The 25,510-nt window shown below is 56.7% G+C and carries 23 protein-coding genes and 4 pseudogenes; 19 read left to right on the top strand and 8 right to left on the bottom strand.

The features are described from left to right. Nucleotides 1-4: 4 nt before the first annotated feature. Nucleotides 5-252, top strand: a pseudogene (locus GGD46_RS24685) (ABC transporter permease subunit); the annotation flags it as partial. Between the two features lie 30 nt (nt 253-282). Continuing rightward, nucleotides 283-555 carry a hypothetical protein gene (locus tag GGD46_RS24680; RefSeq protein WP_184709069.1) on the top strand — a complete coding sequence of 91 codons (273 nt, stop codon included), beginning with the start codon at nt 283-285 and terminating at the stop codon, nt 553-555. Nucleotides 556-570: 15 nt separating this feature from the next. Here the strand turns inward: GGD46_RS24680 and GGD46_RS24675 are convergent, their stop codons facing one another. Next, nucleotides 571-1,053, bottom strand: a complete 483-nt coding sequence (locus GGD46_RS24675) for an Lrp/AsnC family transcriptional regulator (RefSeq protein WP_184708940.1) — start codon at nt 1,051-1,053, stop codon at nt 571-573. Between the two features lie 172 nt (nt 1,054-1,225). Here GGD46_RS24675 and GGD46_RS24670 point away from each other — a divergent pair, with 172 nt between their 5' ends. The 11 genes from GGD46_RS24670 to fabZ all read left to right on the top strand — a co-directional run bounded on the left by GGD46_RS24670 (nt 1,226) and on the right by fabZ (nt 10,914). Next, nucleotides 1,226-2,005 (top strand): ABC transporter ATP-binding protein, encoded by a 780-nt coding sequence (locus GGD46_RS24670; RefSeq protein WP_184708938.1) that lies wholly within the window; start codon nt 1,226-1,228, stop codon nt 2,003-2,005. A gap of 41 nt (nt 2,006-2,046) precedes the next feature. Next, nucleotides 2,047-2,820, top strand: coding sequence for a transporter substrate-binding domain-containing protein (locus tag GGD46_RS24665; protein ID WP_184708936.1), 774 nt, complete (start codon nt 2,047-2,049; stop codon nt 2,818-2,820). A 12-nt stretch (nt 2,821-2,832) separates the two neighbouring features. Next, complete coding sequence (locus GGD46_RS24660) at nt 2,833-3,558, top strand: ABC transporter permease (protein WP_184708934.1); 726 nt, start codon at nt 2,833-2,835, stop codon at nt 3,556-3,558. 11 nt (nt 3,559-3,569) lie between these two features. After that, the gene (locus GGD46_RS24655) at nt 3,570-4,259 is read left to right on the top strand and encodes an ABC transporter permease (RefSeq protein WP_184708932.1); all 690 of its coding nucleotides are present in this window, start codon (nt 3,570-3,572) and stop codon (nt 4,257-4,259) included. A gap of 61 nt (nt 4,260-4,320) precedes the next feature. Beyond that, on the top strand, nt 4,321-5,241 hold the full coding sequence (locus GGD46_RS24650) for a homocysteine S-methyltransferase family protein (RefSeq protein WP_184708931.1): 921 nt from the start codon (nt 4,321-4,323) through the stop codon (nt 5,239-5,241). A 149-nt stretch (nt 5,242-5,390) separates the two neighbouring features. Then, the gene (locus GGD46_RS24645; protein WP_184708929.1) at nt 5,391-6,416 is read left to right on the top strand and encodes an ABC transporter substrate-binding protein; all 1,026 of its coding nucleotides are present in this window, start codon (nt 5,391-5,393) and stop codon (nt 6,414-6,416) included. Next, nucleotides 6,413-7,453: an iron ABC transporter permease gene (locus GGD46_RS24640; RefSeq protein ID WP_184708927.1), complete on the top strand. Its 1,041-nt coding sequence runs from the start codon at nt 6,413-6,415 to the stop codon at nt 7,451-7,453. The genes GGD46_RS24645 and GGD46_RS24640 overlap by 4 nt, the downstream gene beginning before the upstream one ends. Next, complete coding sequence (locus GGD46_RS24635; RefSeq protein ID WP_184708925.1) at nt 7,450-8,211, top strand: ABC transporter ATP-binding protein; 762 nt, start codon at nt 7,450-7,452, stop codon at nt 8,209-8,211. The genes GGD46_RS24640 and GGD46_RS24635 overlap by 4 nt, the downstream gene beginning before the upstream one ends. A gap of 375 nt (nt 8,212-8,586) precedes the next feature. Next, complete coding sequence (locus tag GGD46_RS24630; RefSeq protein ID WP_184709053.1) at nt 8,587-9,237, top strand: pyridoxamine 5'-phosphate oxidase family protein; 651 nt, start codon at nt 8,587-8,589, stop codon at nt 9,235-9,237. Nucleotides 9,238-9,794: 557 nt separating this feature from the next. After that, nucleotides 9,795-9,974: a hypothetical protein gene (locus tag GGD46_RS24625; RefSeq protein WP_184708923.1), complete on the top strand. Its 180-nt coding sequence runs from the start codon at nt 9,795-9,797 to the stop codon at nt 9,972-9,974. A gap of 478 nt (nt 9,975-10,452) precedes the next feature. After that, the gene (fabZ, locus tag GGD46_RS24620; RefSeq protein WP_184708921.1) at nt 10,453-10,914 is read left to right on the top strand and encodes a 3-hydroxyacyl-ACP dehydratase FabZ; all 462 of its coding nucleotides are present in this window, start codon (nt 10,453-10,455) and stop codon (nt 10,912-10,914) included. Nucleotides 10,915-11,538: 624 nt separating this feature from the next. On the opposite strand, the gene GGD46_RS24615 is transcribed toward fabZ, so the two are convergent. Continuing rightward, nucleotides 11,539-12,312 carry a slipin family protein gene (locus GGD46_RS24615; protein ID WP_184708919.1) on the bottom strand — a complete coding sequence of 258 codons (774 nt, stop codon included), beginning with the start codon at nt 12,310-12,312 and terminating at the stop codon, nt 11,539-11,541. 36 nt (nt 12,313-12,348) lie between these two features. Further along, nucleotides 12,349-13,704, bottom strand: coding sequence for an NfeD family protein (locus tag GGD46_RS24610; RefSeq protein WP_184708917.1), 1,356 nt, complete (start codon nt 13,702-13,704; stop codon nt 12,349-12,351). Nucleotides 13,705-13,957: 253 nt separating this feature from the next. Between GGD46_RS24610 and GGD46_RS33960 the strand changes: the two are divergent. Continuing rightward, nucleotides 13,958-14,170 (top strand): annotated as a pseudogene (locus GGD46_RS33960) (IS3 family transposase); the annotation flags it as partial. After that, nucleotides 14,169-14,342, top strand: a pseudogene (locus GGD46_RS33955) (IS3 family transposase); the annotation flags it as partial. The pseudogenes GGD46_RS33960 and GGD46_RS33955, both read left to right, overlap by 2 nt. Nucleotides 14,343-14,540: 198 nt before the next feature. On the opposite strand, the pseudogene GGD46_RS24600 reads toward GGD46_RS33955, so the two are convergent. Further along, nucleotides 14,541-15,517 (bottom strand): annotated as a pseudogene (locus GGD46_RS24600) (IS5 family transposase). Nucleotides 15,518-16,007: 490 nt separating this feature from the next. Here GGD46_RS24600 and GGD46_RS24595 point away from each other — a divergent pair. The 3 genes from GGD46_RS24595 to GGD46_RS24585 are packed head-to-tail and all read left to right on the top strand — an operon-like array spanning nt 16,008 to nt 18,950. Continuing rightward, a complete protein-coding gene (locus GGD46_RS24595) occupies nt 16,008-17,225 on the top strand; it encodes a peptidase S8/S53 subtilisin kexin sedolisin (RefSeq protein ID WP_246806461.1) in 1,218 nt (405 codons plus the stop codon). 43 nt (nt 17,226-17,268) lie between these two features. Then, nucleotides 17,269-18,180, top strand: coding sequence for an SGNH/GDSL hydrolase family protein (locus GGD46_RS24590; RefSeq protein ID WP_184708911.1), 912 nt, complete (start codon nt 17,269-17,271; stop codon nt 18,178-18,180). Between the two features lie 47 nt (nt 18,181-18,227). Continuing rightward, complete coding sequence (locus tag GGD46_RS24585; protein WP_184708909.1) at nt 18,228-18,950, top strand: hypothetical protein; 723 nt, start codon at nt 18,228-18,230, stop codon at nt 18,948-18,950. 239 nt (nt 18,951-19,189) lie between these two features. Here GGD46_RS24585 and GGD46_RS24580 read toward each other — a convergent pair whose 3' ends face one another. Continuing rightward, nucleotides 19,190-19,888, bottom strand: coding sequence for a DUF4231 domain-containing protein (locus GGD46_RS24580; protein ID WP_184708907.1), 699 nt, complete (start codon nt 19,886-19,888; stop codon nt 19,190-19,192). Between the two features lie 531 nt (nt 19,889-20,419). Here GGD46_RS24580 and GGD46_RS24575 point away from each other — a divergent pair. Then, nucleotides 20,420-22,672, top strand: a complete 2,253-nt coding sequence (locus GGD46_RS24575) for a bifunctional diguanylate cyclase/phosphodiesterase (RefSeq protein WP_184709051.1) — start codon at nt 20,420-20,422, stop codon at nt 22,670-22,672. A 250-nt stretch (nt 22,673-22,922) separates the two neighbouring features. Here GGD46_RS24575 and GGD46_RS24570 read toward each other — a convergent pair whose 3' ends face one another. From GGD46_RS24570 to GGD46_RS24560, 3 genes are read right to left on the bottom strand one after another with little or no spacing between them, the layout of a single operon-like run. Beyond that, complete coding sequence (locus GGD46_RS24570) at nt 22,923-23,678, bottom strand: SDR family NAD(P)-dependent oxidoreductase (RefSeq protein WP_184708905.1); 756 nt, start codon at nt 23,676-23,678, stop codon at nt 22,923-22,925. A gap of 16 nt (nt 23,679-23,694) precedes the next feature. Next, nucleotides 23,695-24,453: an SDR family NAD(P)-dependent oxidoreductase gene (locus GGD46_RS24565; protein WP_184708903.1), complete on the bottom strand. Its 759-nt coding sequence runs from the start codon at nt 24,451-24,453 to the stop codon at nt 23,695-23,697. A gap of 10 nt (nt 24,454-24,463) precedes the next feature. Further along, on the bottom strand, nt 24,464-25,498 hold the full coding sequence (locus tag GGD46_RS24560; protein ID WP_184708901.1) for a proline racemase family protein: 1,035 nt from the start codon (nt 25,496-25,498) through the stop codon (nt 24,464-24,466). Nucleotides 25,499-25,510 lie beyond the last annotated feature (12 nt).

Here is a 25,510-nt window from a genome sequence, read left to right as displayed (position 1 = left end):
TAGCCTCTTCTCGCTCTTCGTCGGCGGCGACCTCTTGCCCGCGCAGATCATGATGATGCCGCTGCGCGATTTCATGGTCCCGGTTGGCTTCTACCACACCTACTTCGCATTGATCATCTTTCATGTCGCTTTGCAGACTGGTTTCGCAACGCTGCTCATGCGCAAATTTATCGCGGCCCTACCGGACGAATTGCTCCAGGCTGCGCGTGCTATGGGGCATCGCTCTTTCAGACCATGCGTCATGTGGTCCTTCGCGAGGGCGATGGCAGGAAGCTGCTGTTTGTGCTCGATACGGAGCATGGGACGAAAGTCGCCGAGCTGCCGGCAGGGACCGACCTGCTGATCGGCAAGGCCGTATCGGGCGGCCGAACTTGGCGGCTACGGTGTCATGGTGATCGAGCAATCGGCCTGACGCAGCTCTCAAAAGACCCGGCGCTGAACATCGATTTGGCGCTGTGGTTTTATGGTTTCGAGCGCATCAAAACGCCGGGCCATGTTGGGAAGCGAGCTACCTTGAGACTCTTCCAATCGAACGCGGCAGATGTCGGTGAATGATTGCGTGATCTTCGATCACCTTGAGTCATCGCCATTTGCGAGCGGAACGAATAGACCGAGCTTGACATCACGCAAGACCACATTCGTATGCATGCGGCGGATTTGCGGATTCTCCGCCATGATCACAGCAGCGATGTCGTCATAGTGCTCGACATCGCGAGCAGTGACGATCGCAATCAGGTCGACAGCGCCCGTCACGTAATAGACCTGCTGGATGTGATCCTGCTTTTCCGCCCAAAGGCGAAATTTGGCAAGAGCATCATAGTTGTCCCGTTCGATCTCCATGCCGACGATGAACACCATCGGTGTTCCGGTTGCCTTGCGGTCCAGGACCGCAATTTCCGCCCTGATGATGCCATCCTCGCGCAGCCGCTTCAGGCGTCGCTGCACAGCGGACGTCGAAAGGCCAACCTCCTCGGCAATCGCCTCGGCCGTGAACTGGCAATTGCGCTGGACGATATCGAGGATATCGCGATCAAAACGATCCAGATTTTCCATTCCCATTCCTCTGAGCGGCCACCGATGCAGGGTAGCGATATCTCTATTCTGTCATAAAAGATGCGCAAGAAATATATTTTTGCGTTTTTTCTGCAATTTGATCTGAAATTGCGCGCAAAATATGCGCTTCTTCGCGATATTCTCCGCGAATTGTTTTCTATTGGAATTGGGTATGACAGAGCTGTCCTCCCAGGCGCTTTGTGTGGAAGATCTTCACAAGAGTTTTGGGTCACATCAGGTCCTCAAGGGCGTTTCAACCTCGGCCAATCAGGGGGACGTGATTTCCATTATCGGCTCGTCCGGATCCGGAAAGAGCACGTTTCTGCGTTGCATCAATCTGCTTGAGATGCCCGATCGCGGGCGCATCGTCCTCAACGGTGAGGAAGTCGTCCTCCAGCAGGGGCGCCACGGACAGATGCAGCCGAAAAGCTGGCGTCAGGTCGAGCGGATACGCAGCGGGCTCGGAATGGTGTTCCAGAGCTTCAATCTCTGGGCACACATGACCGTGCTCGAAAACATCATCGAGGCGCCGGTGCATGTCCTCGGCATCTCCCGTTATGAGGCCGTTGAGAAGGCAGAGGCGCTTCTTGCCAAGGTCGGCCTCTTCGACAAGCGCGACCAATATCCCGCCTTTCTCTCCGGCGGCCAGCAGCAACGCGCCGCGATCGCGCGCGCGCTGTGCATCGATCCGGCCGTGATGCTCTTCGACGAGCCGACCTCTGCACTTGATCCCGAACTGGTTGGCGAAGTGCTCAAGGTTATCCGTGACCTCGCTGAGGAGGGCCGAACCATGCTGCTGGTCACGCATGAAATGCGCTTTGCCCGCGATGTCTCGAACCATGTTCTCTTCCTGCATCATGGACGTATCGAAGAGGAGGGTCCGCCCGCGCAGGTCTTCGACGCACCGCTCAGCCTCCGTTGCCGGGAGTTCACCGGCATGTTGGCCTCCTGATCTTTCCCTTTCACAGAACAAAACCTAGGAGAACCCCTAAGATGAGACTGGCTTCCACTTTGCTTGCCGGGCTTGCATTTACCCTTTCGGCGATGACGGCGCAGGCGGATGTTCGCTTCGGCATCATGAACGAATCCTACCCACCCTTCTTTGCCAAGGATGCCGCAGGCAAATGGCAGGGCTGGGAAATCGACATGATGAATGCCGTTTGTGATGAGATGAAGGAAAAGTGCTCGATCGTTGAGCTCTCCTGGGATGGCCTTATTCCAGCCCTTCAGAGCAAGAAGTTCGACGTCATTTGGTCTTCAATGGCAAATACCGCGGAGCGCTCGAAGGTCATCGATTTCACCGACAAATACTACAATACGCCCAGCACACTGATCGGACCGAGAGACCAGAAGACTGGAGCCGCTGCAGAAGACGTCAAGGGCAAGACCATCGGCATCCAGGTCTCGACCATCCAGTCCGAATATTACAAGAAGTATTTTGCCAAGGCCGCAGACGAGAAAACCTACCAGACCCTCGACGAAGCATTCCAGGATCTGTCTGCCGGTCGCATCGACTATGTCTTTGGCGATTCGCTTGCCCTTGATGCCTTCCTGGCAAGCGATAGCGGCAAGGATTGCTGCGCCAAGATGGGCGATGTGGCCGACGACAAGGAAATCCTCGGAGCCGGCGTTTCGGGTGGCCTGCGCAAGGAAGACACCGCACTGAAGGCAAAGCTCAATAAGGCCATCACCGCAGTCCGTGTGAGCGGCAAGTACGACGAGATCACCAAGCGGTATTTCAACTTCGACATATACGGCGGCAAGTAAGACACAGCGACGATGGCGACCTCCCAACAAGGCATCCTGGAGCTGCTCTCCCCCTATCCACCTGGATGGGGCGGCGTACTGCTGACTGGAGCCGCCTCGACGGTCGCCATCTCCGCCGGCGCCTTTCTGATTGGCCTCCTGCTTGGTACCGGTGGCGCGCTCGGAAAACTCTCCGGCAGCAGGCTGCTACGCCTCGTGCTTGAATTCTACACTATCGCGATCCGAGCAGTCCCCGAACTGATCCTGATCGTCGGGCTCTATTATGCCGGGATCGATGGTTTCAACCGGCTTCTCGCCGTGCTCAATCTGCCGGCCTTCGGACTGAACGGCTTCGCAGTGGCCGTTGCCGTGCTCGGCTTCGTACAGGGCGCCTATATGACGGAGGTGCTGCGCGGCGCGATCCTTGCAATCCCATCCGGCCAGATCGAGGCAGCGAAGGCATTCGGCATGGGGCCATGGCTGCGCTTCCGTCGCATCATCCTGCCTGCCCTCTTGCCGAACGCGCTGCCCGGCCTTGCCAATCTATGGATGTCGATCACCAAGGATAGTGCGCTCGTGGCGGTCGTCGGATATCAGGAACTCGCCCTTGCCACTCGCCTCGCCGGTGCGAGCACCAAGCACTACTTCATATTCTTCCTTGCATCCGCCTTCATCTACCTGGCACTCACTCTCGTCTCGAATGCGATATTCGATCTCCTCGAGCGACGCGTGCGGCGTGGCCAGTCAAAGCCCACGTGAGGAGCGATGATTTGACCTTCTCATGGATAGCATCATACTGGCCACTCCTGTTGACGGGTGCCGTGCAAACGCTGACGCTGCTTGTGATTTCCGTTACCTTTGGCTTCGTGATAGCCATCGGCCTTGCCTTCTCACAGGTCAGCGGCGGTCCGCTCCTTCGAACGCTTGCCCGTGGCTATTGCACCTTCTTTCGAGGCACACCGCTGCTGATACAGCTCTGGCTGCTCTATTACGGCGTCGGTTCCCTTCTGCCAATGATCCCCGGCATCCGGCAGAGCATGTTCTGGCCGATCCTGCGAGAGGGCTTCTTCTTCGCTGCCGTCAGCTTCACGTTGAACTATGCGGCATACGAGGCAGAAGTCCTGCGCGGCGCGTTGCTTGCGGTGCCTAAGGGGGAGTTGGAAGCAGGACGTGCATTCGGGATGAGTCCCATCACGCTGACGCGACGCATTTGGCTGCCGCGGGCCATTCGAATCGCGTTGCCGACGATCGCAGGCGAAGTCGTCATGCAGCTGAAGGCGACACCACTCGCCTTCACCGTCACGGTGATGGATCTCTACGCCGTTGCAAGCAAGGTGCGCCAGGACACGCTGCTCGTCTACGAGCCGCTGATCGTCGTTACCGTCTTCTATCTCGTTCTAACCGCCATCATCGCTCGAAGCTTCCGCTTTCTGGAGGCGCAGGTGCCGGTGCGGCGCTAGCCAACACACGAAGGAGAGACCGACGCTCTCCGCAGATCCGAGCATTCTGGAGATTTAATTCATGAACAGAACCTACATTCTCGACGGCGGCATGAGCCGCGAACTCCTGCGCCTCGGGGCGGAATTGAAGCAGCCGGAATGGTCGGCGCTGGCGCTGATCAATTCGCCCGGCATCGTCAGGCAGGTCCATGACGAGTTCATTGCCGCCGGTTCGGATGTCATTACCACCAACAGCTATGCGCTCGTCCCGTTCCATATCGGCGAGGAGCGGTTCTGGCAGCAAGGCCCTGCCCTTATCGCACGATCTGGGCAACTGGCTCGCGATGCCGCAGATGCCTGCCAGGATCGCAAAATTCTGGTTGCAGGCTCTCTGCCCCCCATCTTTGGCTCGTACGAGCCGCAGAATTTCGACCCGTCTCGGGTGCAGGACTATCTCAAGGTTCTGGTTGAAAACCTCAATCCCTATGTCGACGTGTGGCTGGGAGAGACGCTGAGCTTGCTCGCCGAAGGGCAGGCCGTGCGCACGGCAGTCGCGGAAACGGGCAAGCCATTCTGGATCTCGTTCACGCTAGCCGATGACGCCGCGCAAGGGAACGGCGCTGCTCCAAGATTGCGCTCGGGCGAGACGGTCAAGGATGCGGCGCGATGGGCGGTAACCTCCGGCGCCGAGGCGTTGTTGTTCAACTGCAGCAAACCGGAAGTCATGGGTGCAGCCGTCGAGACGACTGCCGCGATCATCGAGCATGCCGGCTCCGATCTTCAGATCGGCGTCTATGCCAATGCCTTCGAAGGCGAACAAGGCGAGTCCGCGGCCAACGAGGGCCTTCATATGACCCGTGACGATCTGAACGATGACGCCTATTCACGCTTTGCCTGCTCCTGGGTGGATGCTGGTGCAACAATCGTCGGCGGCTGCTGCGGGATTGGCGCAAGTCATATTCATCGGCTGAAACGGACGCTCTTGCGCGGCGTCGATGGGTGACCTGGCACCGCAGTCCAGCCCATTCCGCTATCTCGATCTGCTTTGCATAAATATGAGTTATATTCTCTTGTTTTTGTGCGCCTGACCGGGCTATACGACCGCAGGCGCCTTCGCACGAGAATGCTCATCGCAACCACCGGGATTTTTCCGTGACTATATTGAAATCACTTTTAACCATCTCCGGTCTCTGGGCCGGTTTGGGCCTGGCAACAATAGCGGCGTCTGCCGCCTCCACCACCTATCCCCTGACAATCGATAATTGCGGCGCCAAGGTCACATTCCAAAAAGCTCCCGAGCGCGCCATCGGGCTTGGGCAAAATAGCGCTGAAATCCTTCTTCTGCTTGGCCTTAAGGACAAGATGGTCGGTACCGCATTCTGGCCGAGCAAGGTGCTTCCTGAACTCGCCGAGGCCAACGCCAAGGTCAAGCTCCTGACTGTTGAATTCCCGACCTTTGAATCGCTCCTCTCGCAGAGCCCCGATTTCGTCGCCGCCGCCTTGCCGAGCCTGATGGGGCCGAGCAGCAAGGTCGCAAAGCGCGAGGATTTCGAAAAGGTCGGCGTCCCGACCTATCTATCGCCAAGCACATGCCTCAGCACAGCCGCAGTCAAGGATCAATATGGCAGCCGCGGAGAGCTTTGGAGCATGGATCTGCTCTACAGAGAGATCGATGAACTCTCGCAGATCTTCAATATCTCCGATCGCGGCCAGGCTCTGATTGCCGATTTCAAGGCCCGCGAGGCGGCTCTTCGTTCCTCCGTGTCTAGAGATGGCAAGCCGCTCTCCTTTGTTTTCTGGTTTTCCAGCCAGTCGCCGTCCTCCGACGCCTATCTCGGCGGCAAGAACAGCGCTTCAGGCTTTATCGCCGATCTGCTTGGCGGCCGCAACGCCATTACGGCAGAGGCGGAATGGCCGACGCTCGGCTGGGAGAGCGTCATCGCCACCAATCCTGACGTCATCGTCGTCGCCAACCTCGACCGTAATCGCTGGGAACTCGACAAGCCTGAAGCAAAGATCAGGTTTCTGACCACCGATCCCGCCGTCAGCCAGCTTGCGGCGGTCAAGAACAAGGCCATCGTCGTCATGGACGGCCAGGCCATGAACCCCACCATCCGGACGATTTATGGCGCCGAGCAGATCGCCGGGCAACTCAAGGCGCTTGGCCTGCTGAAGTGACCGGCACATATCGAACTCTCCAGCAGCTGGCCGTCCTGTGCCTGCTGCTTTTTGCCTCTTTTGCGGCCATCGGCCTGATCATTGCTACAAGCGTCGGTATCGGCGATCTGCCGATACCGCTATCGACAACGTTCTATGCCGTCACCAACAAGCTCGGTTGGACGGAGATCGAACTTAACCGCATCCACGAAACGGTGATCTTTGACTATCGCCTGAGCCGGGCATTAGTGGCCGCCTTCTGTGGAGCGGGCCTTGCCCTTTCGGGTGCCATCATGCAGTCGCTTCTTCGAAATCCGCTTGCCGAACCCTACGTGCTCGGCATTTCGGCAGGCGCCTCGACCGGCGCCGTGGCAATTGTCATCTTGGGTGTCGGTGCAGGTACGGTATCGCTCTCGGCAGGAGCCTTTGCCGGCGCATTTTCGGCCTTTCTTTTCGTCGCTCTCTTGTCGAACGGCACGCGAGGCGGTGCTGATCGCACGATCCTTGCCGGCGTTGCCGCCTCTCAGCTGTTCAATGCGGCAACATCCTATATCGTGACGACATCCGGAAATGCGCAGCAGGCACGCGATGTGATGTTCTGGCTGCTTGGCAGTTTCGGCGGCGTCCGCTGGCCGGAATTCGTACTTGTATCGATCGTCGTGGCCTTCGGGCTTACTGCCTGTCTGCTTTGTGCGCGGATCCTCGATGCGTTCGCCTTTGGCGACGAGGCGGCCTCATCCCTTGGCGTCAATGTCGGACGCGCACGATTGGGGTTCTTCGCGCTGACTGCGATGATGACGGCAACGATCGTGAGCATGGTCGGTTCGATCGGATTTGTCGGACTGGTCGTGCCGCATGTAGCACGTTTCATTGTCGGGCCACTCCATGTCCGCCTGCTCCCGGTCTGCGCCATCATCGGAGCGATGTTCATGGTGTTGGCTGACATCGCCTCGCGCATTCTCATTCCCCAACAGGTTCTGCCAATCGGGGTGGTCACAGCCCTGGTGGGCGTTCCATTCTTCTCGGTCATTCTCTACCGGTTTCAGCGCGCATCATGAGCATCAAGGCCGACAACATCACCTGGAAGATCGGCGCGAAGATCGTGCTTGACGGCGTTTCGTTTGAAGCACCCGCCGGCAAGTTGCTGGGCCTACTTGGCCCGAACGGCTCCGGCAAAACATCGCTCCTGCGCCTCCTTGCCGGATTAAAACGACCGAACTCCGGCCGCATCACGCTCGAACAGCAGGATCTGCAGCGAATGTCGCGCCGCTCGATTGCGAGGCGCGTCGCCTTCGTCGAACAGCACGCCACCACCAACGCCAATCTCAAGGTTATCGATGTCGTAAAACTCGGCCGCTTTCCGCATCGGTCGATGTTTTCAGGCTGGACGCCTGCAGATGACGACGCAGTCGAAGACGCACTTGAGCGCACCGGCATGATGGGGAAACGCGCAGACAGTTGGCAAAGCCTGTCGGGCGGGGAAAAGCAGCGTACGCATATCGCGAGGGCCTTGGCGCAGGCGCCGAAAGAACTCATTCTCGACGAGCCGACCAACCATCTCGATGTCCAACATCAGATTGGTCTTATGCGGTTGATTGCCGGATTGCCCGTCACCAGCATCATCGCCCTCCACGATCTCAACCATGCCGCCATGTTCTGTGACCAGCTGATCGTCATGCAGCGCGGCGCGGTTGTCATTTCGGGGCCACCTGAAGACGTGCTAACGGAAGATTTGCTGAGGGATGTCTTTACCATCGAGGCACGAGTGGAACTCTCGCCTTACCATGGCCGACCCCATATCCACTACCTGCGATGACGAAGCCGACTGTTGCGGAACTGTTTGTCCCGCAGGACGCCGGCCGGTACCTGCAACCCGGCGGCGATGCCAGCGTGAAGGGAACGACACCTCGGGGGGGGGGGGGCGCCCACCAAGCAAATGCTGCCCCAAGGGCGCAACGGGACTTTTTCAACGCCATCGGCCAGGAGCGGACCCAATCATTTGCTCAGATAGGACTATTGCTGTCACCCCAGACCTCCGGCAATGCCGAAAAATCACATTGATCTCTCCGTCAATATCATGTATCGCTTTTTGATGTACGTACCTCAGTTCTCATAGTAAGGAGATCAATCGAGATCTGAGATGTTCCGTACCGGCAAGGAGACAAACGGGAGCAATCGGGGGAGACAAATCATGGCAGCGTTAGAACTCAATCCCAATTTCGCAATTGAAGATGAGCAATCACTTCGGGCGCTTTTCGAGCCAACCCACTCTCTGGCTACACTGAAGTGTCAGAATACTCTGGGAGCGCATGCGCGAGAATTCATCCGGCGCTCGCCGTTCCTGTGCATCGGTTCGCAGCATCTGGACGGAAAGGCTGACGTCAGTCCGCGCGGCGATCCTCCAGGTTTCGTGAAGGTCCTTGATGAGCGTACTATTGCGATCCCCGATCGCCCGGGCAACAACCGTCTCGATACGCTGGCCAACATCGTTGCCAACCCGAACGTCGGACTGCTCTTTCTAATTCCCGGCTTTGACGAAACGTTGCGCATAAACGGGTCGGCTGCTCTAGCCCGTGACCCGCAACTTCTGAAAGATATGGCGGTCGCCGGCCGCGCACCGAAACTTGCGATCATCGTAACTGTCAGCGAAATCTTCTTGCACTGCGCCAAGGCTTTCCGACGCTCCAGATTATGGAGCGCAGATCATTTCCAGAATCGCAGCGAGATGCCCTCGCTCATAAACATGATCCTGGACGAGACGACAGGAGCCCCGACGGACCGCGATGAAATGCGAACGATGGACGAAGGGCTCGAGGAAGATTATCGCAGGACAATGTACTAGATTCGGCTGCGAGGTCACGAAACTGAGCGATAACTACCGTCTGTGCGCTCGCCAGGCTCAGGCTCGAAACAGGCCGCAGCTTTTGACCTACTTGCTCTTGGAGGGATGCGAACCGTTGGCCCTCTTAGGAACTATCAAAGCTCCAAGGAAATCAGCAAGTTTCGCGCAGTACCGTTCTGCGCGCCCGGCCTTGATGAGCCTGCACGCCATGAGTGCCGCTGACGAAATTACTCTACCTATGCAGCCTGAAGTAGCTTCATTCGCAATTGGCACGCGAACGCGACCCCCTGATCAAATGTGGCCAATGATTCCTCCGCCATTCGAAGAATTATTCCTTGGCCACGTGATCAGCCGATGCAACTATCCTTGGCTACTTCTGCCAGTTTGATCACTCGATCCTCCAGATTCTGTCACTGGGGTGGAACTCTTCGAAGATGGTTGTCGAAGGGTTCGAGGATGTTGACCTGACGGAAAATCACCAGTCGCTGTTCATCCAGTGCAAGTAATATAGAGGCTTGGACTACAACCACTCAATAATCAAAGATGCCGTCATAGCGATGCTGAAGCATTTCGCAGCAAAGGGCTGCCCGGCCGATGGTTCCCTGGAGTACTGCCTCTATGGCTACTATAGGTCAGGTCAGGACAGGCTGCCAACCGCTTATGACGTCGACTTCCTGAAGAGGCATTTTCTTACATTCACGAAGACGGGCAAGGACGATGTCAAGGCGGGGATGTAAATCTTCGCCAATCTCGCTCTCACAGATGCCCAACTTGAGACCTTCCGATAGCATCTGCAGATCGATCTTTATGCCAAGTCCTACGAGAGCCATCAGGAGGACATCAGGGAAGAGCGCCAAGCAGATTCCGCTATTGATAACACGCAAAGCAGGAGCATCCCGATGAGCGATCTTCTATCTGATGCTGTGATACGAGCGGCACCTGCATTCAACGAAGCAGAAGTCCGGTTTCACATCATTGACCCAATCGTTCGCACGCTCGGATAGCCACATTTGAGCCCAGGGGTATATCTGCAGTTCTCGCCAAGTACGCTCTCCTTCGCAAATCCTTAACAGAACACCTTCAATTTCTTGACATAAGCAAGCCACTATTCTGTTTTGAAATCTCGGCATCCCTCACGTGTCGAACACCCCGGACGGCATAGTATCCGGTGGGCTGGTGCGTCGACGTATCATATTGGAAAGCAAGAAAGATTACATGAACTCGGTAGTTGGTTTGAACTCTAGCGACATCGTCAGAATATTCGATTGCATACCTCATCGTTATCCATTTCTTCTCGTCGACATGATTCTTTCAATGAACGGTGAGGATCAGTGCATTGGTCGCAAAAACGTCTCGATCAATGAGCCCTATTTTCAAGGACATTTCTCTGGAAGTCCGATCTTTCCAGGGACGCTTATCATTGAAGGTATGGCGCAAACAGCTGGGATCGCATGCGCTGCTTCAAAGCGGATACAAGGGTTGGCGCCAAAGGTCATCTACATGCTTTCCGTGGAAAACGCGAAATTTCGGATTCCCGTGCGCCCAAGCGATGTGGTCGAGTATCACCTCACAAAGCTTGCATATCGTCGCAATATTTGGCGTTATCGGGGCGAAGCGCGTGTTCATGACGAACTCGTCGCGGAAGCTGAGATTGCTGTCTATTGTGAGTTCGGATGAGATGCCTCGATTCCGAACGAAGAACCAGGAGTCGTTTTTCGTTTAACCGGCGTCGTCCTCACTTTGTGGGGAGATCGGTCAGTTTGATCGCGAGAATTTCCCCGGATATCAAATTCGGTTTTTCCATCGTGAAGAAAGCCGTCGGATGTTGCGCCTCCAACAGGCGTGTCGGCTTCGCATACGCAAGGTTTTGAGCTGATCTGCGTGGCTTTCTTGAGCCAGCAAGTCGTGCTCTCATTCGCGGAACCGCCACCCCATGATCAACATTTGATGGTATCCGCCGCGGCGTGCCTGCAGTTTCGATACGATGTGCATGAGGAACTGGTAGAAGCCATCATCGCGGGCGACACGCATCGAGCACACCAGGCGGTCATGTTGTAAATCAGCAAGGGGTCTCGACGCCGATATGCACTGTAGCTCTTTGTAATTCCTCATGCTGATAGGGTCATTTGCCGGTGTCGAATGACAATCTGACTCGGCTTGTCCGTTGCTCCAGGAGTTCGATAGCATTTTAAACGGCATCGATATCCCGGCGCAAAATATCTTCAAAACCAATGATTGCGATAAGATTGGTTTCAATGGCATCAGCTGCGACGGATCCTAGGGTGAGACTCCAGTATTCGGCTACTTCGTCGGTTGTTCTATCTTGGCCAAAAGGAGATTGGCGAATTCCATCGGGAAGGGAAACAGGATCGTCGACGTCTTTTCGTTAGCGATAACGTTTAGCGTGCTCAAATAGCGAAGCTGCATTGCCTCCGGTAGCCTGGCCAGGATTTCGGCCGCTTCGACCAGTTTGGCAGCCGCCTGCTGCTCGCCCTCGGCATTGATGACCTTGGCGCGACGCTCGCGTTCGGCTTCAGCCTGGCGCGCGATTGCGCGGATCATGGATTCGTTGATGTCGACATCCTTGATCTCAACATTGGCGACCTTGATGCCCCAGGCGTCTGTTTGGATGTCGAGGATTTTTTGGATATCTTCATTGAGCCTGTCCCGCTCCGCCAACATCTCGTCGAGGTCGTGCTTGCCAAGCACCGAACGCAACGTCGTTTGGGCAAGCTGACTTGTCGCCATCATGAAGTCTGCGACCTGGATCGTCGACTTTTCAGGATCCATGACCCTGAAATAGATGACAGCACTGACACGGACCGAGACGTTGTCATGCGAGATGACATCCTGGCTGGGTACGTCGAGTACCCGCGTGCGCAGGTCGACCCGTATCATCTGCTGGACGTAAGGAATGAGCAGGATCAATCCTGGTCCCTTGATACCAGTGAAGCGGCCAAGCGTGAAAACGACGCCGCGCTCGTATTCTCTCAGGATCTTGATCGCCGCGGCAATGATGATCAACAAAACAATGATGGCCACAAGATATGAGGCTAGATCTGCAAACATACCCATGACTTTTCCTCCTGTTTCCGAAGACCGTTAGGCCGCCTATGAGCGCCGCGTGACTTCCAGCGTCAGCCCGCTTCGCCCGATTACCTTGACATCGTCGCCCGGGCTGAACGTCTCGGTAGACGCCGCCTTCCAGCGCTCGCCGTGCGCGATGACGTAACCCGACGTGTCTGTCCAGCTTTCAACCGTGCCCGAGATACCGATCATCTGCTCCGAGCCGGTGACGACTTGCCGCCAGCGCGAAATGAACGCGACACGGGCAACGAGCAGGCTGAAAAGAAGGCTGGCAACGGCAAGGCTGCCCAATGCGGTCCAGGACACTTGCAGGCCGGGTATTTCAGTATCGAACAGAACGGCCGCACCGAGCACCAGCGCGACCCCGCCGCCAATGCCGAGTGCGCCGAAGGTTGGAGAGTGTGCCTCAGCCACGGTTAGTCCGATGCCGAGGATGAGCAGTCCGATACCGGTGTAGCTCACCGGCAGCAATGCCAGGGCATAGAGACCAAGCAGTAGGCAGATGCCGCCGACGGTCCCGGGAACGAATGTCCCCGGGACGAGAAATTCGAAGATCAGCCCGTAGATGCCGACCATCATGAGGATGAGTGCAATGTTCGGATCGGTGATCACGGAAAGTAGACGCGTCCGCCAGTCCGGCTCGAATTCCTCGACGGCAAGACCCACGGTATCGAGCTGGACATCCGTCTGGCCGACCCGAACCGTGCGCCCCTGCGCCTGTTTGAGAAGATCCTCGATCGTCACTGCCGTGAAATCGACTACGTGCTCGCGCACGGCAGCGCTCGATGAAAGGCTTGCAGCTTCGCGCACGGCCCGTTCTGCCCAGTCAGCGTTGCGATTGCGCAACTCGGCAAGGCCGCGAATATAGGCCACCGCATCGTTGACAACCTTCGCTTCGCCGGGATCGTGGGGAGACTGCCCCCGCGTGCTATCCGGAGCATTCGAGGTGCCTTTGTCGGGTTGCGCGCCGCCACCGAAAGGTCCGCCGTTGATGGCAATCGGAGTTGCCGCGCCGAGATTGGTGCCAGGCGCCATGGCCGCGATGTGGCTGGCGTAAAGAATGTAGGTGCCGGCGCTGGCAGCCCTTGCCCCGCTCGGCGCGACAAATCCGGCCACAGGCACGCGTGAGGCGAGGATTGCCTGGATAATGCCTCGCATCGACGTGTCGAGACCGCCCGGTGTATCGATCTGCAGCACAACCAGGCCCGCGCCGCGTTCGCCGGCCCGTTCAAGGCCGCGTTTCACATAATCGGCCATTGCCGGGCCGATGGCGCCGTTGATCTTCACGACGATGGCCACGCGCTCCGCCGCCGGGGTCGCCAAGGCGGTAAGGCCTAATGCGGATACCAAAGCCAGCATCAAAGCGAGAACGGACGACATGCGACGCCAAGCTCTCAAGTGCGGCGCTATAGATCGCTGAATATCCATGTTCTGTAATATATGGCGTCGTAGCCAAAGAGTAAGGAGAGAAACCCTCCTGCATTCACGCAACATCGAAAATAGTGCCAGCAACGGCGGTTTGACGAAACAAAACGCGCCCTGATTCCCGAACCAATCCAGCAAATCTCGGGTTTCACAACGCTCTGACCCGTAGGGGGTGCGGACGAAAACTTGGACCACCGGGAGGTAGTTCATGTATTCCTACGCAGACAGACTTCGCGCAGTGGAGCTTTATCTCAAGCTCGGCAAGCGGGTTAAGGCGACTATCCGGCACTTGGGTTATCCCACAAAGAACGCCCTGAAGAGTTGGTACCGTGAGTACGAGCCGCATCTCGACGTGCGGGTTCGCAGCGTGGCTCGAGCGCCGAAATATTCTGAGGCTGGGAAGCAGGCGGCGCTTGAGCATTCGCTCGTACTTGGGAGAAATCAGTCCTGCGCCTAAGAACCTGATCACCCGCGACTTCCATGCAAAGGCACCGAACGAGAAATGGCTCACGTACATCACGGAGTTCCAGATCCCAGCCGGCAAGGTGTATCTCTCGCCCATTATAGATTGCTTTGATGGCATGGTGATCAGTTAGTCGATTGGAACGCAACGAAATGCGGGGCTGTTCGCGCGAGCGAATATGGAGGCGTGCGCCTTGTTCATTTCTTTTTCGGAGGATGTGAATCCGACCAAACCCGACCCGAGCACCCTCAAGAGAGGGCGTTGGTGCAGCGATCGCAGTGTAAGCGGATCTCTGTCTTTGATGGCTTTGCTACTCTGTAGCTTGTCCCTAGCGGACAGAATTTGGGCGTGCACATTCCAGCATTCGATTGAGAACGGCGCGGCCGGGGGCGACCTCCGTCTGCTGGGCGCTGAAGGAGCGTACCCGCAGCCGGCGGCCGATGATCGATTTGTACCGACCGATCGCGGCCTCGACCAGCGATCGCTTGCCATATCCGGTAGCGACCTGACACTCCAGCCGGCCATCGGCGCTTATCGCCGCAATGTGGAGGTCTCTTTGACGGGAGGGACCGGCGTCTGGCCGTTCTATCGCATTGGCGCGCGGCGGAATGACGACTGCTGCGTGAGGACTGTGTCCGGCGACGGCCTCGTAGGTCGGGTTTCCGTCATAGGCGCCATCGGCCGTGAATTGATGGATCGGCATGTCGATCTGGTCGAGCAGCGGCTCAGCTTGAGAGGCGTCGCCGGCATCCTGATCGGTCATGACCTGTGCGATAATGTCGCCGCTGTCGGCATCCAGCGCCAGGTGCAGCTTGCGCCAGCCCCGACGAGATTTGGTTGCATACTTTTCTTCCAGCCATTGGCTTGCACCGTAGATCTGCAAGCCTGTGCTGTCGACGACGACGTGGACGGACCCCGTTTCCGGGAGATGAAACACCTGCAGCTTCTTTGGCGCTCTCGGTTTGCTTGCCCTCCGGCTCAGCGTCGTGTGATCGGGAACAGCGAGGTCCAGGCCGATCAGCTTCAGCACCGACGGCACAAAGCCTTCGGTCTGACGCAGACGCAGGCCAAAAACTAATCCCAGCGTCAAAGCAGTCTCGATCGCCAGATCGGAATAGCGTGGCTCGCCACCGCGTGTCGTGCGCTTCGGCGCCTGCCAGCACGACAGGGCCTCCGCCGTGATCCACAGCGTCAGACTACCGCGTCGAAGAAGACCGGGCTGATATTCCGTCCAGTTCGTCAGCGTAAACTTCATCTTGCCGATGCGATGGCGTGGCGGCGGGAGGCGTTGTGTTTGAAAGGCATCGTTGCGAAAGACCGGTTATTGCGATTGCCGACCACCTACCCCAATGCCATTAATGGTCCGCGCACCAACGCCCCAAGAATTCGCTTCTTTTGATGCGCGAGCTTCCAAGACAGCCACAGATTTTCGATGGTCGACAGAGCTGAACTCATGTGGCCCCATCTCTTAGTCGATCAGGTCGGGGCGCGGTTAGTGAAAGTCAAAGAGATCACTGTAAGCTTCATTACAACCACCTGGAAACAACAATACGTCTTGCGCGAACATTTAAATATGGTTTAATTCTATCCGTGATTGGAAAAATTCAATAGAAATACGAGCTGTATTGCGGCGCTTGACCAACGCCTCAGTATTGGTTGGTGTCTGTCTAAATTAACGCATGCCAGAACTACGCAAGGGGCGCGGAACTAACCGTTTCGCGTCGGCGCGAATTTGTGCTGTTTCATTTCCTACCGTCAAGCTGGCAAATCTATTGGGGGAAGTCGGATGTCTGCCATGTGGGAACTTCGGCTCGAAAGACAATCCGTTCAACAACACGACGGTCTCCAAAGAACTTATGGCGACTATCAGGTCTTCATTGACGGAAACGCGATTGCGGGCCTCTCAGGGCATATGTGCGAGTGCATTGGACCAAGCGACAACAAGACGAAGAAAAGCGGCAAACGTATCCAGGCGGGCACATATAATCTGTCGACCCAGTTCGGTAGATATGTGACGATCGGATATTCAACCGATCAAAGCCATCCCGGCGCGCTTCCCATGCCCGCCGTGCTCCTCGAACAAACGGGAAATAGGGACGGGATTCTCATCCATCCGGCACATCCGCCGAATTTGTATCTCTCAAGCATCGGATGTCTCAACCCGACAAAGCAACTGGCAGCTTCCGATGAAATCGACTTCTGGGATTCACGCCAAAGGGTCATAGCGCTTATCGATAGCCTCCATGATTTCTGTCCGGCAGCATTCCAACAAGACACCGATACCGAGATTTCAAATGCAAGGATCGTTATCAGCGGTGAGCCTATGGCCCAGCAGACACACACGCCTCTTGCGATGACGCATGTCCTTGCCACACCGCCAGGCTTGGCGCTGGATTTGCCTATAACGCCTGCGCAGGCGGTGAAATGCGCTCAGTGGATGATGGATAATTTCGCGTCCAAGCTGGCAGCCGCCGTTCAGGGCAAGGCGTATAGGATGAAGCATCTTTGTGCACTCGTATGCCAGGAGTCTGCATGCTACTGGCTGGCCTGGGTCGGCAGCCATTCGGTCGACGAGATCGTGGCACGATGCGTGTTCGATGCAAGCGGCGACGACCCCACTTCCCCCCGCTCGGTTTTTCCACAAAATACTGCACAGTTCCGTCAGCGGTTCGGCGACGGATTCACTGACATGCTTATCGAGGAAGCCAACAAGACCAGGCGCCTGCGAGGCTTCCATGACAAGCAATGGGTCTACAAGGGATATGGGCTTTTTCAATATGACCTTCAAAACTCGATAACCGGCGACGAGGCGTTCTTCCGACAGAAGCAATGGTACGACTTCGATACTTGCCTCTCACGATGCTGCCTTGAACTTGATGCCAAGCTTCAGAGCACGAATGGCGATCTCTGGCAGGCCATTAAAAGCTACAATGGCAGCGGACCACGCGCTCAGAAATACCTGCAAAGGGTCAAGGCATTCACCGACTACTGCGCCCCCGTTACCGGTGATTGACCCCTAGTGCCAACGGCTTACCCTTGAATCGGAGCATACTATCATGGCGGAAGAGGAATTTCAGCAGCAGCAATTGAATGATCGCATCGAAAGCGACATCGCGCAGCGGACGCTTGTCCATCAGGCCAATGTCGCGCGAATAGCGTCAGCGTCCGACGCAGCCAAAACTCTTGCCCGGACGGCGCCACTGGCGCGCCCGCTGATCATGCTTGCCAACGGCGATTCCTGGTACGACTATCCCTTGACCGGCAATGGACTGCCCTTGCAGGACACCGATATCATCGCCCAGCTTCGGCACTATGGAACCGTTCCACCTACCGTCTTGAATCTCGCTCATCGCGGAGATGCCGCCGTCGATGAGATGTCACTGCCAAAACAGGAGCGAATGATCACGGCGCTCAGGGACAAATCGAACTGGATCGGAGGAAAGCCCGATGCCATCTTAATTTCGGCGGGCGGCAACGACATAGCCGGCGACCAGTTCTGCATTTTCCTCGACTTCAATGATGGTAAGGCGACGGGGCTTAACGATGATCGCTTTTCCAAGGCTCTCGGAGCCGTGGAGGGATGCTATCTGGCGCTGTTCGAACTCAGGAACCGTTATGCGCCAGGCGTACCGATCTATGGGCACTGCTATGACTTCCCGATACCAAATGGCGTTCACCCATCATGTGCGGGGCCGTGGCTCAAACCGTCGCTTGATTTCTGCGGCTGGTCTGTCGCTGACGGCACACGCATCGCAAAGCAAGCGCTGACAGAATTCCGGACGATGTTGAAGAGGCTGGAGGCTGACAAGAAAAACAATTTCCACGTGATGGAAACGCAGGGCGTGCTCAAGCCTGAGGATTGGGCAAATGAACTGCACCCGGGCTACCTCGGCTTCCGGAAGATGACGAGGATCTTCTACGACAAGCTGACCGCTGACCTCACGCCAGGCGTAGCCGCGACCAGCTGATCCGATGCCTTTTCAACGATGTTAATCGCCATTAGGGGGACGGTACGATGGCTGCCAAATCGAAGGTACTTTGGGTTGTCAACTACGACAGGCTGGACGACTTTTATGCAAAAGCGATAGACGTCGGAGCCACGGCCGTGGCTATCCGGAGCGACAATAACCTTGCGACTGCAATTGCGAAATTCCATGGAGCCGGCCTAAAGGTTTACGGGTGGCGATGGCCTTCGTCACAAACGGACGCCTGCATGAAAGAGGCAGCAAAGATAGCCGATCTGTTCGGCAATTACGGCTTGGACGGCTATTTCGTGGACCCGGAAGGCGCGCCGGGAAAACCCTATGACTGGGATCGCCCGGGGCTTGCCGGCCTTGCTGCAGACTTTATGAACACGCTTCGGGCCGCCGGTCCCGATCTGCGCCTGGGTGTAACCTCGCATTATCTGGCCAAGTTCTGCTTTCCGAACATCCCCTGGTCCGCCTTCTTCGAGCGGGCCGATGTCTACTTGCCCCAATCGTACTGGCGCTCCACTGAGGGAATTATCGGTCATGGCGACCCGGCCGATAACTACAACGTCGGGATCGATCGATGGAAGAAGACGGGTGCCGCAGTCGCGAAAATCGTTCCCATGGGTGGTGAACTCGGCTCCACGACCGCGAAGGATCTCAACGCGTATGTAGCCGCAGCAAACGCACAAAGTATCGGTGAACTTCACTTTTACGCGAGTGAGTCAGCGGTCAAGCAAACTGTATGGGATGCGGTAAAGTCCGCTTAGGAGAACCCCGAAGGTCCAGGCAAAGAACCAAGTCCGTCATTTGCGACGGAATTTCCGATCGGTTGGCGTTCTGCTGGCCGTGACTGTTTCGATTTTTCGGAAAAGGCTGGCGACATAGCGGTGAAAGCCGCAGAGGTTGACGCCGCTTTTGTGCGTGCATGCTCACACTGCTCATAAATGGCTAAGGGCTCAGCCCCTCGGCACGCTCGTTGATGTACAACCACCGTTCCGGCTCTGTCCTATTTTGGTCTCATCGACTGGGCGCTGGCTTCGGAGCTCTTGCCCTTGTCGCTATCGTCAGCATTGCCGCCAATTTGCGGATTATCACTTGGTGTAAATCGATATGCGAAGTATCGCGATGCCTGACTTTTTTGAAGGTCAACTAAATTCTGACGAATGTCGGCAATTGCTGAAGAAAATTCCGCCTTCGAGATAGGTAACATCTCCGTTCTCGCCAGCAGGTCCTCTGCTGCAATCCTGCCATTTTCTCTCAACTCCCAGGATTCCTGGAAATGAAATTGGCTCATCGTCGTGGCAACAGCGGTAGACAATAGGGGCAAGGACAACGTTAAGATACGCCATTTCTCTGATTTTTTTGACGCCTCTGCCGCGATGAGGAGTGCCGTAAAAAACGATAGAAAAATTATCGACAAGGTCCCACTCGAGTAGAGTATCTGATTGATCTTCGCATTTTGGTAATACCATTGGTTCGCTCTTTTTATCGCACAAATAAGTTGTAGCCGTGCAAGCGCGTCCTCACTTTGAGCGGCAAAGTCTTTCGCTTCTGAGATGACTCTCTCAGCCTGTTTACATTCATGCGGTTCAGGCGTGGTTGGAACCCATGCGCCGTACACAAATAAGCAGAATGAACTCCACAACACGATGAAAACTACAATGGCAGCTACAGCCAGCCCTACTCGGCGTAAAGTTATTTTCATTTTGCTGCCCCTCGGTTACCGGTTGTGCATTGCTGGCTGAAATTTCGGTCGGATACCATCGTGCGAAAGCCCTCGCCCTCACTTACGATCGGCCCAAGGCTCATCAAGTACGCGGCGGCAATGGAAGTACACTTGGGTCGCTCCTAAAGCACAAAATAGAGAAATCATAATTCAGGTTATTTTCAAGTTATAATTGATCAAAACGAAATATTGCACAGTGATGTGTTCGGGTTTCACTGCACCTCTTCTTGCCAGACGGTTATGGGTCTAAATTACCCGATGCATCCAGAAACAACCATCGCCAGCGCTAGCTCCCCATTTGAGGATCTTCGACCAGCGGCATCGAGCGCTCGTCGATAGGTCTCACTTGCGTATTGGCATCCCGCGATCCGTGGGATGAATGCAGCCTGGCGGAAGCTTTCTGTTCTCGACGGCCGAATGCAACGCTGCCAACGCCAACGATGATGGACTTTAGTGTTGCTTTAAAGAAACTGTGTGACTGTGCAGGCTTGTCCCTATACCGGCAATCTGATGACGTTTCGACGAAAACCAAAAATATTGCGCGGCTTCGCGAGTCCTGCAGCAAGCTATATTAGCGCATTTGCACCGGCAATATTTGCGGCAACTATTGCGGTCGTTGTCGTGTATGTCGCAACGAACTGGCGGCTGGAGCAATCACTAGCCGACGAACGCTCCGTAGCGGCCGGTGAGCTCGCCACCATATCGTCTCGGCTTCAGACGAACCTCAACAGCAATGTGAAGTTGCTGCAAGGCCTGTCAGCGGGTATCGCAGTCAACCCGGCGATGGACCAGAATGCATTTTCCAAACTCGCCGCGGAGATTTTGCAGCCGGATTCACAGTTGCAAAGCTTCGCCGCAGCCCCCGGCATGGTGGTCAAGTGGGTTTATCCAGAGAAAGAAAACGAAAAGGCGATCGGACTCGACTATCGAACGAACGAAAAGCAACGGGGTAGTGCAATGCTGGCGCGGAATACCCACAACATCGTCCTGGCAGGCCCCGTGGACCTCGCCCAGGGCGGAACGGCTTTCGTGGCCAGGTGCCCGGTTTATATCAAAGATGGAACGAGCCAGATCTTTTGGGGTCTTGTTTCTGGAGTCATAGACATACCGAGGCTCTACCAGGATAGCGGCCTTGGATCAACCGACCTTGAGATCGCCATCAGCGATGTACCGGAACCGAGGTTGGCCAAACAAGTTTTTTTCGGCGACCTGGAAAGTTTTTCGAAGAATCCGGTCGTGGCATCCGTTGATATGGCTTATGGCCGATGGACCCTTGTTGCAGTGCCTAAGGGCGGATGGGGCCAAAACAGCGACATTGCCACTTTTGAGCTCTATGCTTGCCTATTGTCTTTGTGTGTCGTTGCGCCGATCGTCTGGGTAGGCTTTCTGACCAAATCACGGCAAAAAACCATTGAAAAACTTCGGCTTCACAAGAAAAAGCTCGTTCGAGCACGGCAAAGGCTCGAATACCTGTCATTGCATGACGCATTAACGGGGCTTCCCAATCGCCGATTCATTGACCGGATGATCTCGCTATCGCCGAGGCCCGGTCCAGAAAGCTACCTGATACTGCTTCATATCGACCTGGATCGATTTAAGGAGATCAACGACACGAAAGGGCATGCCGGAGGTGATACGGTTTTGCAGGCGGCGGCTTCACGCCTTGTCAAATTGGCCGGCCCCAACGACGTAGCGGCCCGGATCGGTGGAGACGAGTTCATTTTCGCTAGCTGGAGCGCCCATCCCGTGCCTAAGGCAACCGAATTGGCCCAACAGATTGTCGATACACTCAAGCAGCCTATATTCGTTGATGGCTCAGAATGTGTGGTTGGAGCAAGCGTCGGCGTCGCATGGGAGACTGAACCTGCACAGGACCTCAGTCACCTGCGTCTCAATGCCGACTTGGCTCTATACGAAGCGAAGAAGACGGGCCGCGGCCGGACGGCCATTTTCACCGAGGGGCTTCGCAGCGCCGCAATCCATACGAAGGAATTAGCGGACGAATTCAATCATGCGCTCGACCGCGATGAACTGGTCGCATTCTTTCAGCCACAGTTTCATGCAGACACATTGGATATCGCCGGCGTCGAGACACTTGCCCGTTGGGACCATCCACAAAAAGGTCTGCTTACACCGGATAACTTTCTCACTGTCGCGGAAAATTTGGGACGTTCCGGCGATATGGATAGGCTGATCCTGCAAAAGGCCCTGTTCGAGCTTACAAGATGGGACAGTCTGGGAATGCGCATCCCGCGCGTCTCGGTCAATATTTCAACGCGTCGACTGGCGCACGCAAATCTGCTTGCCGAACTGTCTGAGCTTCATGTGGCCAAGGGTCGCCTGTGTTTTGAGCTGCTTGAAACAATCTCCTTCGACGATCTTCAACCCGTTCTCAATGAGGTAATTCCGGCCGTCAAAGAGCTCGGAATTGAAATCGAGATCGATGATTTCGGCACCGGACATGCCAGTATCGTTAGTTTGCTTAGATTCGAGCCACGAAGGCTTAAAATCGATCGGGAGATTATCAACCCGATCATCACATCTCCATCTCAGCGCCGCTTGGTCTCGTCGATTATCGAAATCGGCCGATCACAGAACATCGACATCGTCGCCGAAGGCGTGGAGACGATGGAGCATGCAAAGATCTTGAAAGAGCTCGGTTGCCATTTGCTGCAGGGCTACGCTCTGGCACGACCAATGTCCTCAAAGCAGTTGATCGAATTTTGCCGCACGAAGCATAAGGACCTTAAAATGGCGGGATAAGAGCTTGACGCGACCTCACCGCCCGGGGCAAGTTTCAACCAGAATGGGCTCCGTAAAGGTCTCGCCGAACATATTCTCGAGCGGATAAAAAACACAACGAGACCGCTATCGTTGAACTGAGACTACTTACGGAAGCTGCAATTGACTGCTCTTGAGCGGAATCGAACCGGCGCTCCGTAAACTATTTTGGCGCAGCGTATAAATTCGCGATGTAAGGCGTACCGGACGCAGATTCGGGATTGTTAACGTTCTAAGCCACCGCCTGTGCTCCGGTGATCTCGACCAGCGATCCACACATGAATGCGGCTTCGTCTGACGCCAGGAATGCGACCAGCGCGGCAACCTCGTCCGGCTTGCCGATACGACCATAGGGCACCAACCTATCGAGATCGGCGATGGTGCGGCCCGATCGCCTGACGCCCGCCTCCAGCATCGGCGTATGAATTTCCCCCGGGCAGACGGCATTTACCCTTACCTTGTCTGGCGCGTAGTCTCGAGCCAGGTTTTGCGTGAAAGCCGCAACCGCCGCCTTCGTGGTGTTGTAGGCGATGTGGTTGGGAGCCGGATAAAGTCCCCATTGGGACGCCGTGTTGACGATCGCCCCGCCGCCGGCTGCAATCATATGCGGCAGGGCCGCGCGGCAGAGATGGAACATGGAATCGAGGTTGACGGTGAAGCTGTCTTCCCAGTCCTCGTCGGAAAGAGACAGAAGGCTTCCGCGCCGATTGATGCCGGCATTGTTGACGAGGACGTCGACGCGGCCACGAAGAGCGAATGCCTGCTCGACAAGCGCGTAGCAGGGGTCTTTCTTCGAAATGTCGGCGGCAATCATGGTCGCGGCACCGCCTTCGGCCTCGATATCCCTAACGACCTGTGCGGCAGCCTCGGCATTCACGTCGGTGACGACGACGAGCGCTCCTTCTGCGGACAGGCGACGGGCGATTGCCGATCCGATACCGCCGCCCGCACCGGTGACGACAGCGACCTTTTCTTCAAAACGCTTCATGAGAGGCTCCCCTTGTTTACCTGATATAGCTGCCGCCGTTGACGTCGAGCGTCGCTCCGTTGAGCGAGGCCTGCGTGGGACGCAGAACGAAGGCGACAAGTTCGGCGACCTCCGACGGCTCCGCCATTTCACCGATCGGTATGTCAGCGACCGCAGCGCTCTTCCCGTGCTTCGCGACGAAGTCTTCGGCCATGTCGGTTCTCACCCAGCCGGGCGCGACCGCCACCGCCGTCACGCCGTTGGCGCCAAAACTTCTGGCGATCGATTTCGTCAGATTGACAAGAGCAGCCTTCGTCGCGCCATAGGGCATGGCATCGGCGGCATAGCCACGCTGGCCGGCACGGCTTGCCATGTTGACGATGCGGCCTCCGCCGTTTGCCTTGAAATGCCGGATGGCCTCCTTGGAAAGATCTGCCGCCGCGAAGAAGTTGACCTGGAACTCTTTCTGCCATGCAGCCCGCCAGTCATCAGCCGTAGCGTCGATCGTTATCTCCGTGCGGATGCCGGCGTTGTTTACCAGCGCATGCACGCGCCCCGCCGCATCTATCGCCCTCGCCCACAGTTCGAATGGGCCTTCGGGCCTCGACAAATCCGCCTGGATGATCCAGCCCCGTCCACCGATGCGATCGAGAAGGTCGCGTGCTTTTTCCCTGTCCCGTCCATAGTGAATGGCCACGCGGGCGCCTTCGGCGGCGAGGCGCTCGACAATGGCAGCGCCGATCCCACCTGATGCACCGGTGACAAGGATCGATTGACCCTCAAGCGGCTTGCTCATGTGCTCCTCCTCATTTCAGCAGATCGACCTGCGGTCCCCAGGTGTCGGATAGGGCGAACCCCGTGGCAAACGGCTCGTCGTCCGCGATGCGAAGTTCGGTACGGCCATAGACATACCCACGGCCCGTGATACGCGGCAGCACTGCTCGCCGCCCGCCGATTTCGGTCTCGCCGATCGCTTGCGCCTGGAACTCGCCACCGATGATGGAGCGCGACGTGCGGCTGTCGCCCACGGATACGGTCCCGCGTGCATGCAAGCTCGCCAGATTGGCGGAGCTGCCCGTTCCGCAGGGCGAGCGGTCCACCCTGCCCGGCTGCAGCGTCGTGCAGGTACGGATGGCACCGTCCGCTTCGCTGTCGCGAAACATGACATAGGCAATTTCGTCGATCCCCGGCAGCGTTGGATGCCTGACCTCGACCTGATCCACAAGAAGCCGCTTGAGCTCGATACCGGCCTCGGCAAGAGCGCGGGCATTGCCGGGTTCGATGGCAAGCCCGATCTGACGGACGTCAACGAGCGCATAATAGACGCCGCCGAAAGCGATATCGAGCTTGATCCGCCCCCATGCCGGCGTATCGATCTCATGATCGAGCAGCTCTGCGAAGCTTGGCACATTGTCGAGACTGACGCTCAGGCAGCGGCCACCCTTACACCTCGCGCGAGCGACGACCAGCCCGGCGGGCGTGTCGAGGCGAACGGTGGTTTCCGGCTCCTGCATCTGCACCCTGCCGCTTTCAAGCAACGCCGTAACGACACAGATGCAGTTGCTCCCCGACATGGGATGTGCCCGATCTGCCTGGAGCACGATGAAGCCAGCATCGGCGTCAGATCGGATCGGCGGCAGCAGGAGATTGACTGACATCGCGACGTTGGCACGCGGTTCGAAAGTGACGAAGCGCCGGAGGCTGTCATCGACCGTGTTGATATGGTTCATCTTGTCCAGCATGGTTGCGCCGGGGATCTCCGGCGCGCCGCCGACAAGCACATGGCCGAGTTCGCCTTGGCAATGGACGAGCAGCAGCTCAAGCGATTTCTCGAAACGCATCGACGCAATCTC

Source organism: Martinezella lusitana (assembly GCF_014207095.1).
GTDB lineage: Bacteria > Pseudomonadota > Alphaproteobacteria > Rhizobiales > Rhizobiaceae > Rhizobium > Rhizobium lusitanum_B.
The sequence above is the reverse complement of the archived record's forward strand: the minus strand, read 5'-3'. Positions and strand labels throughout refer to the sequence as shown.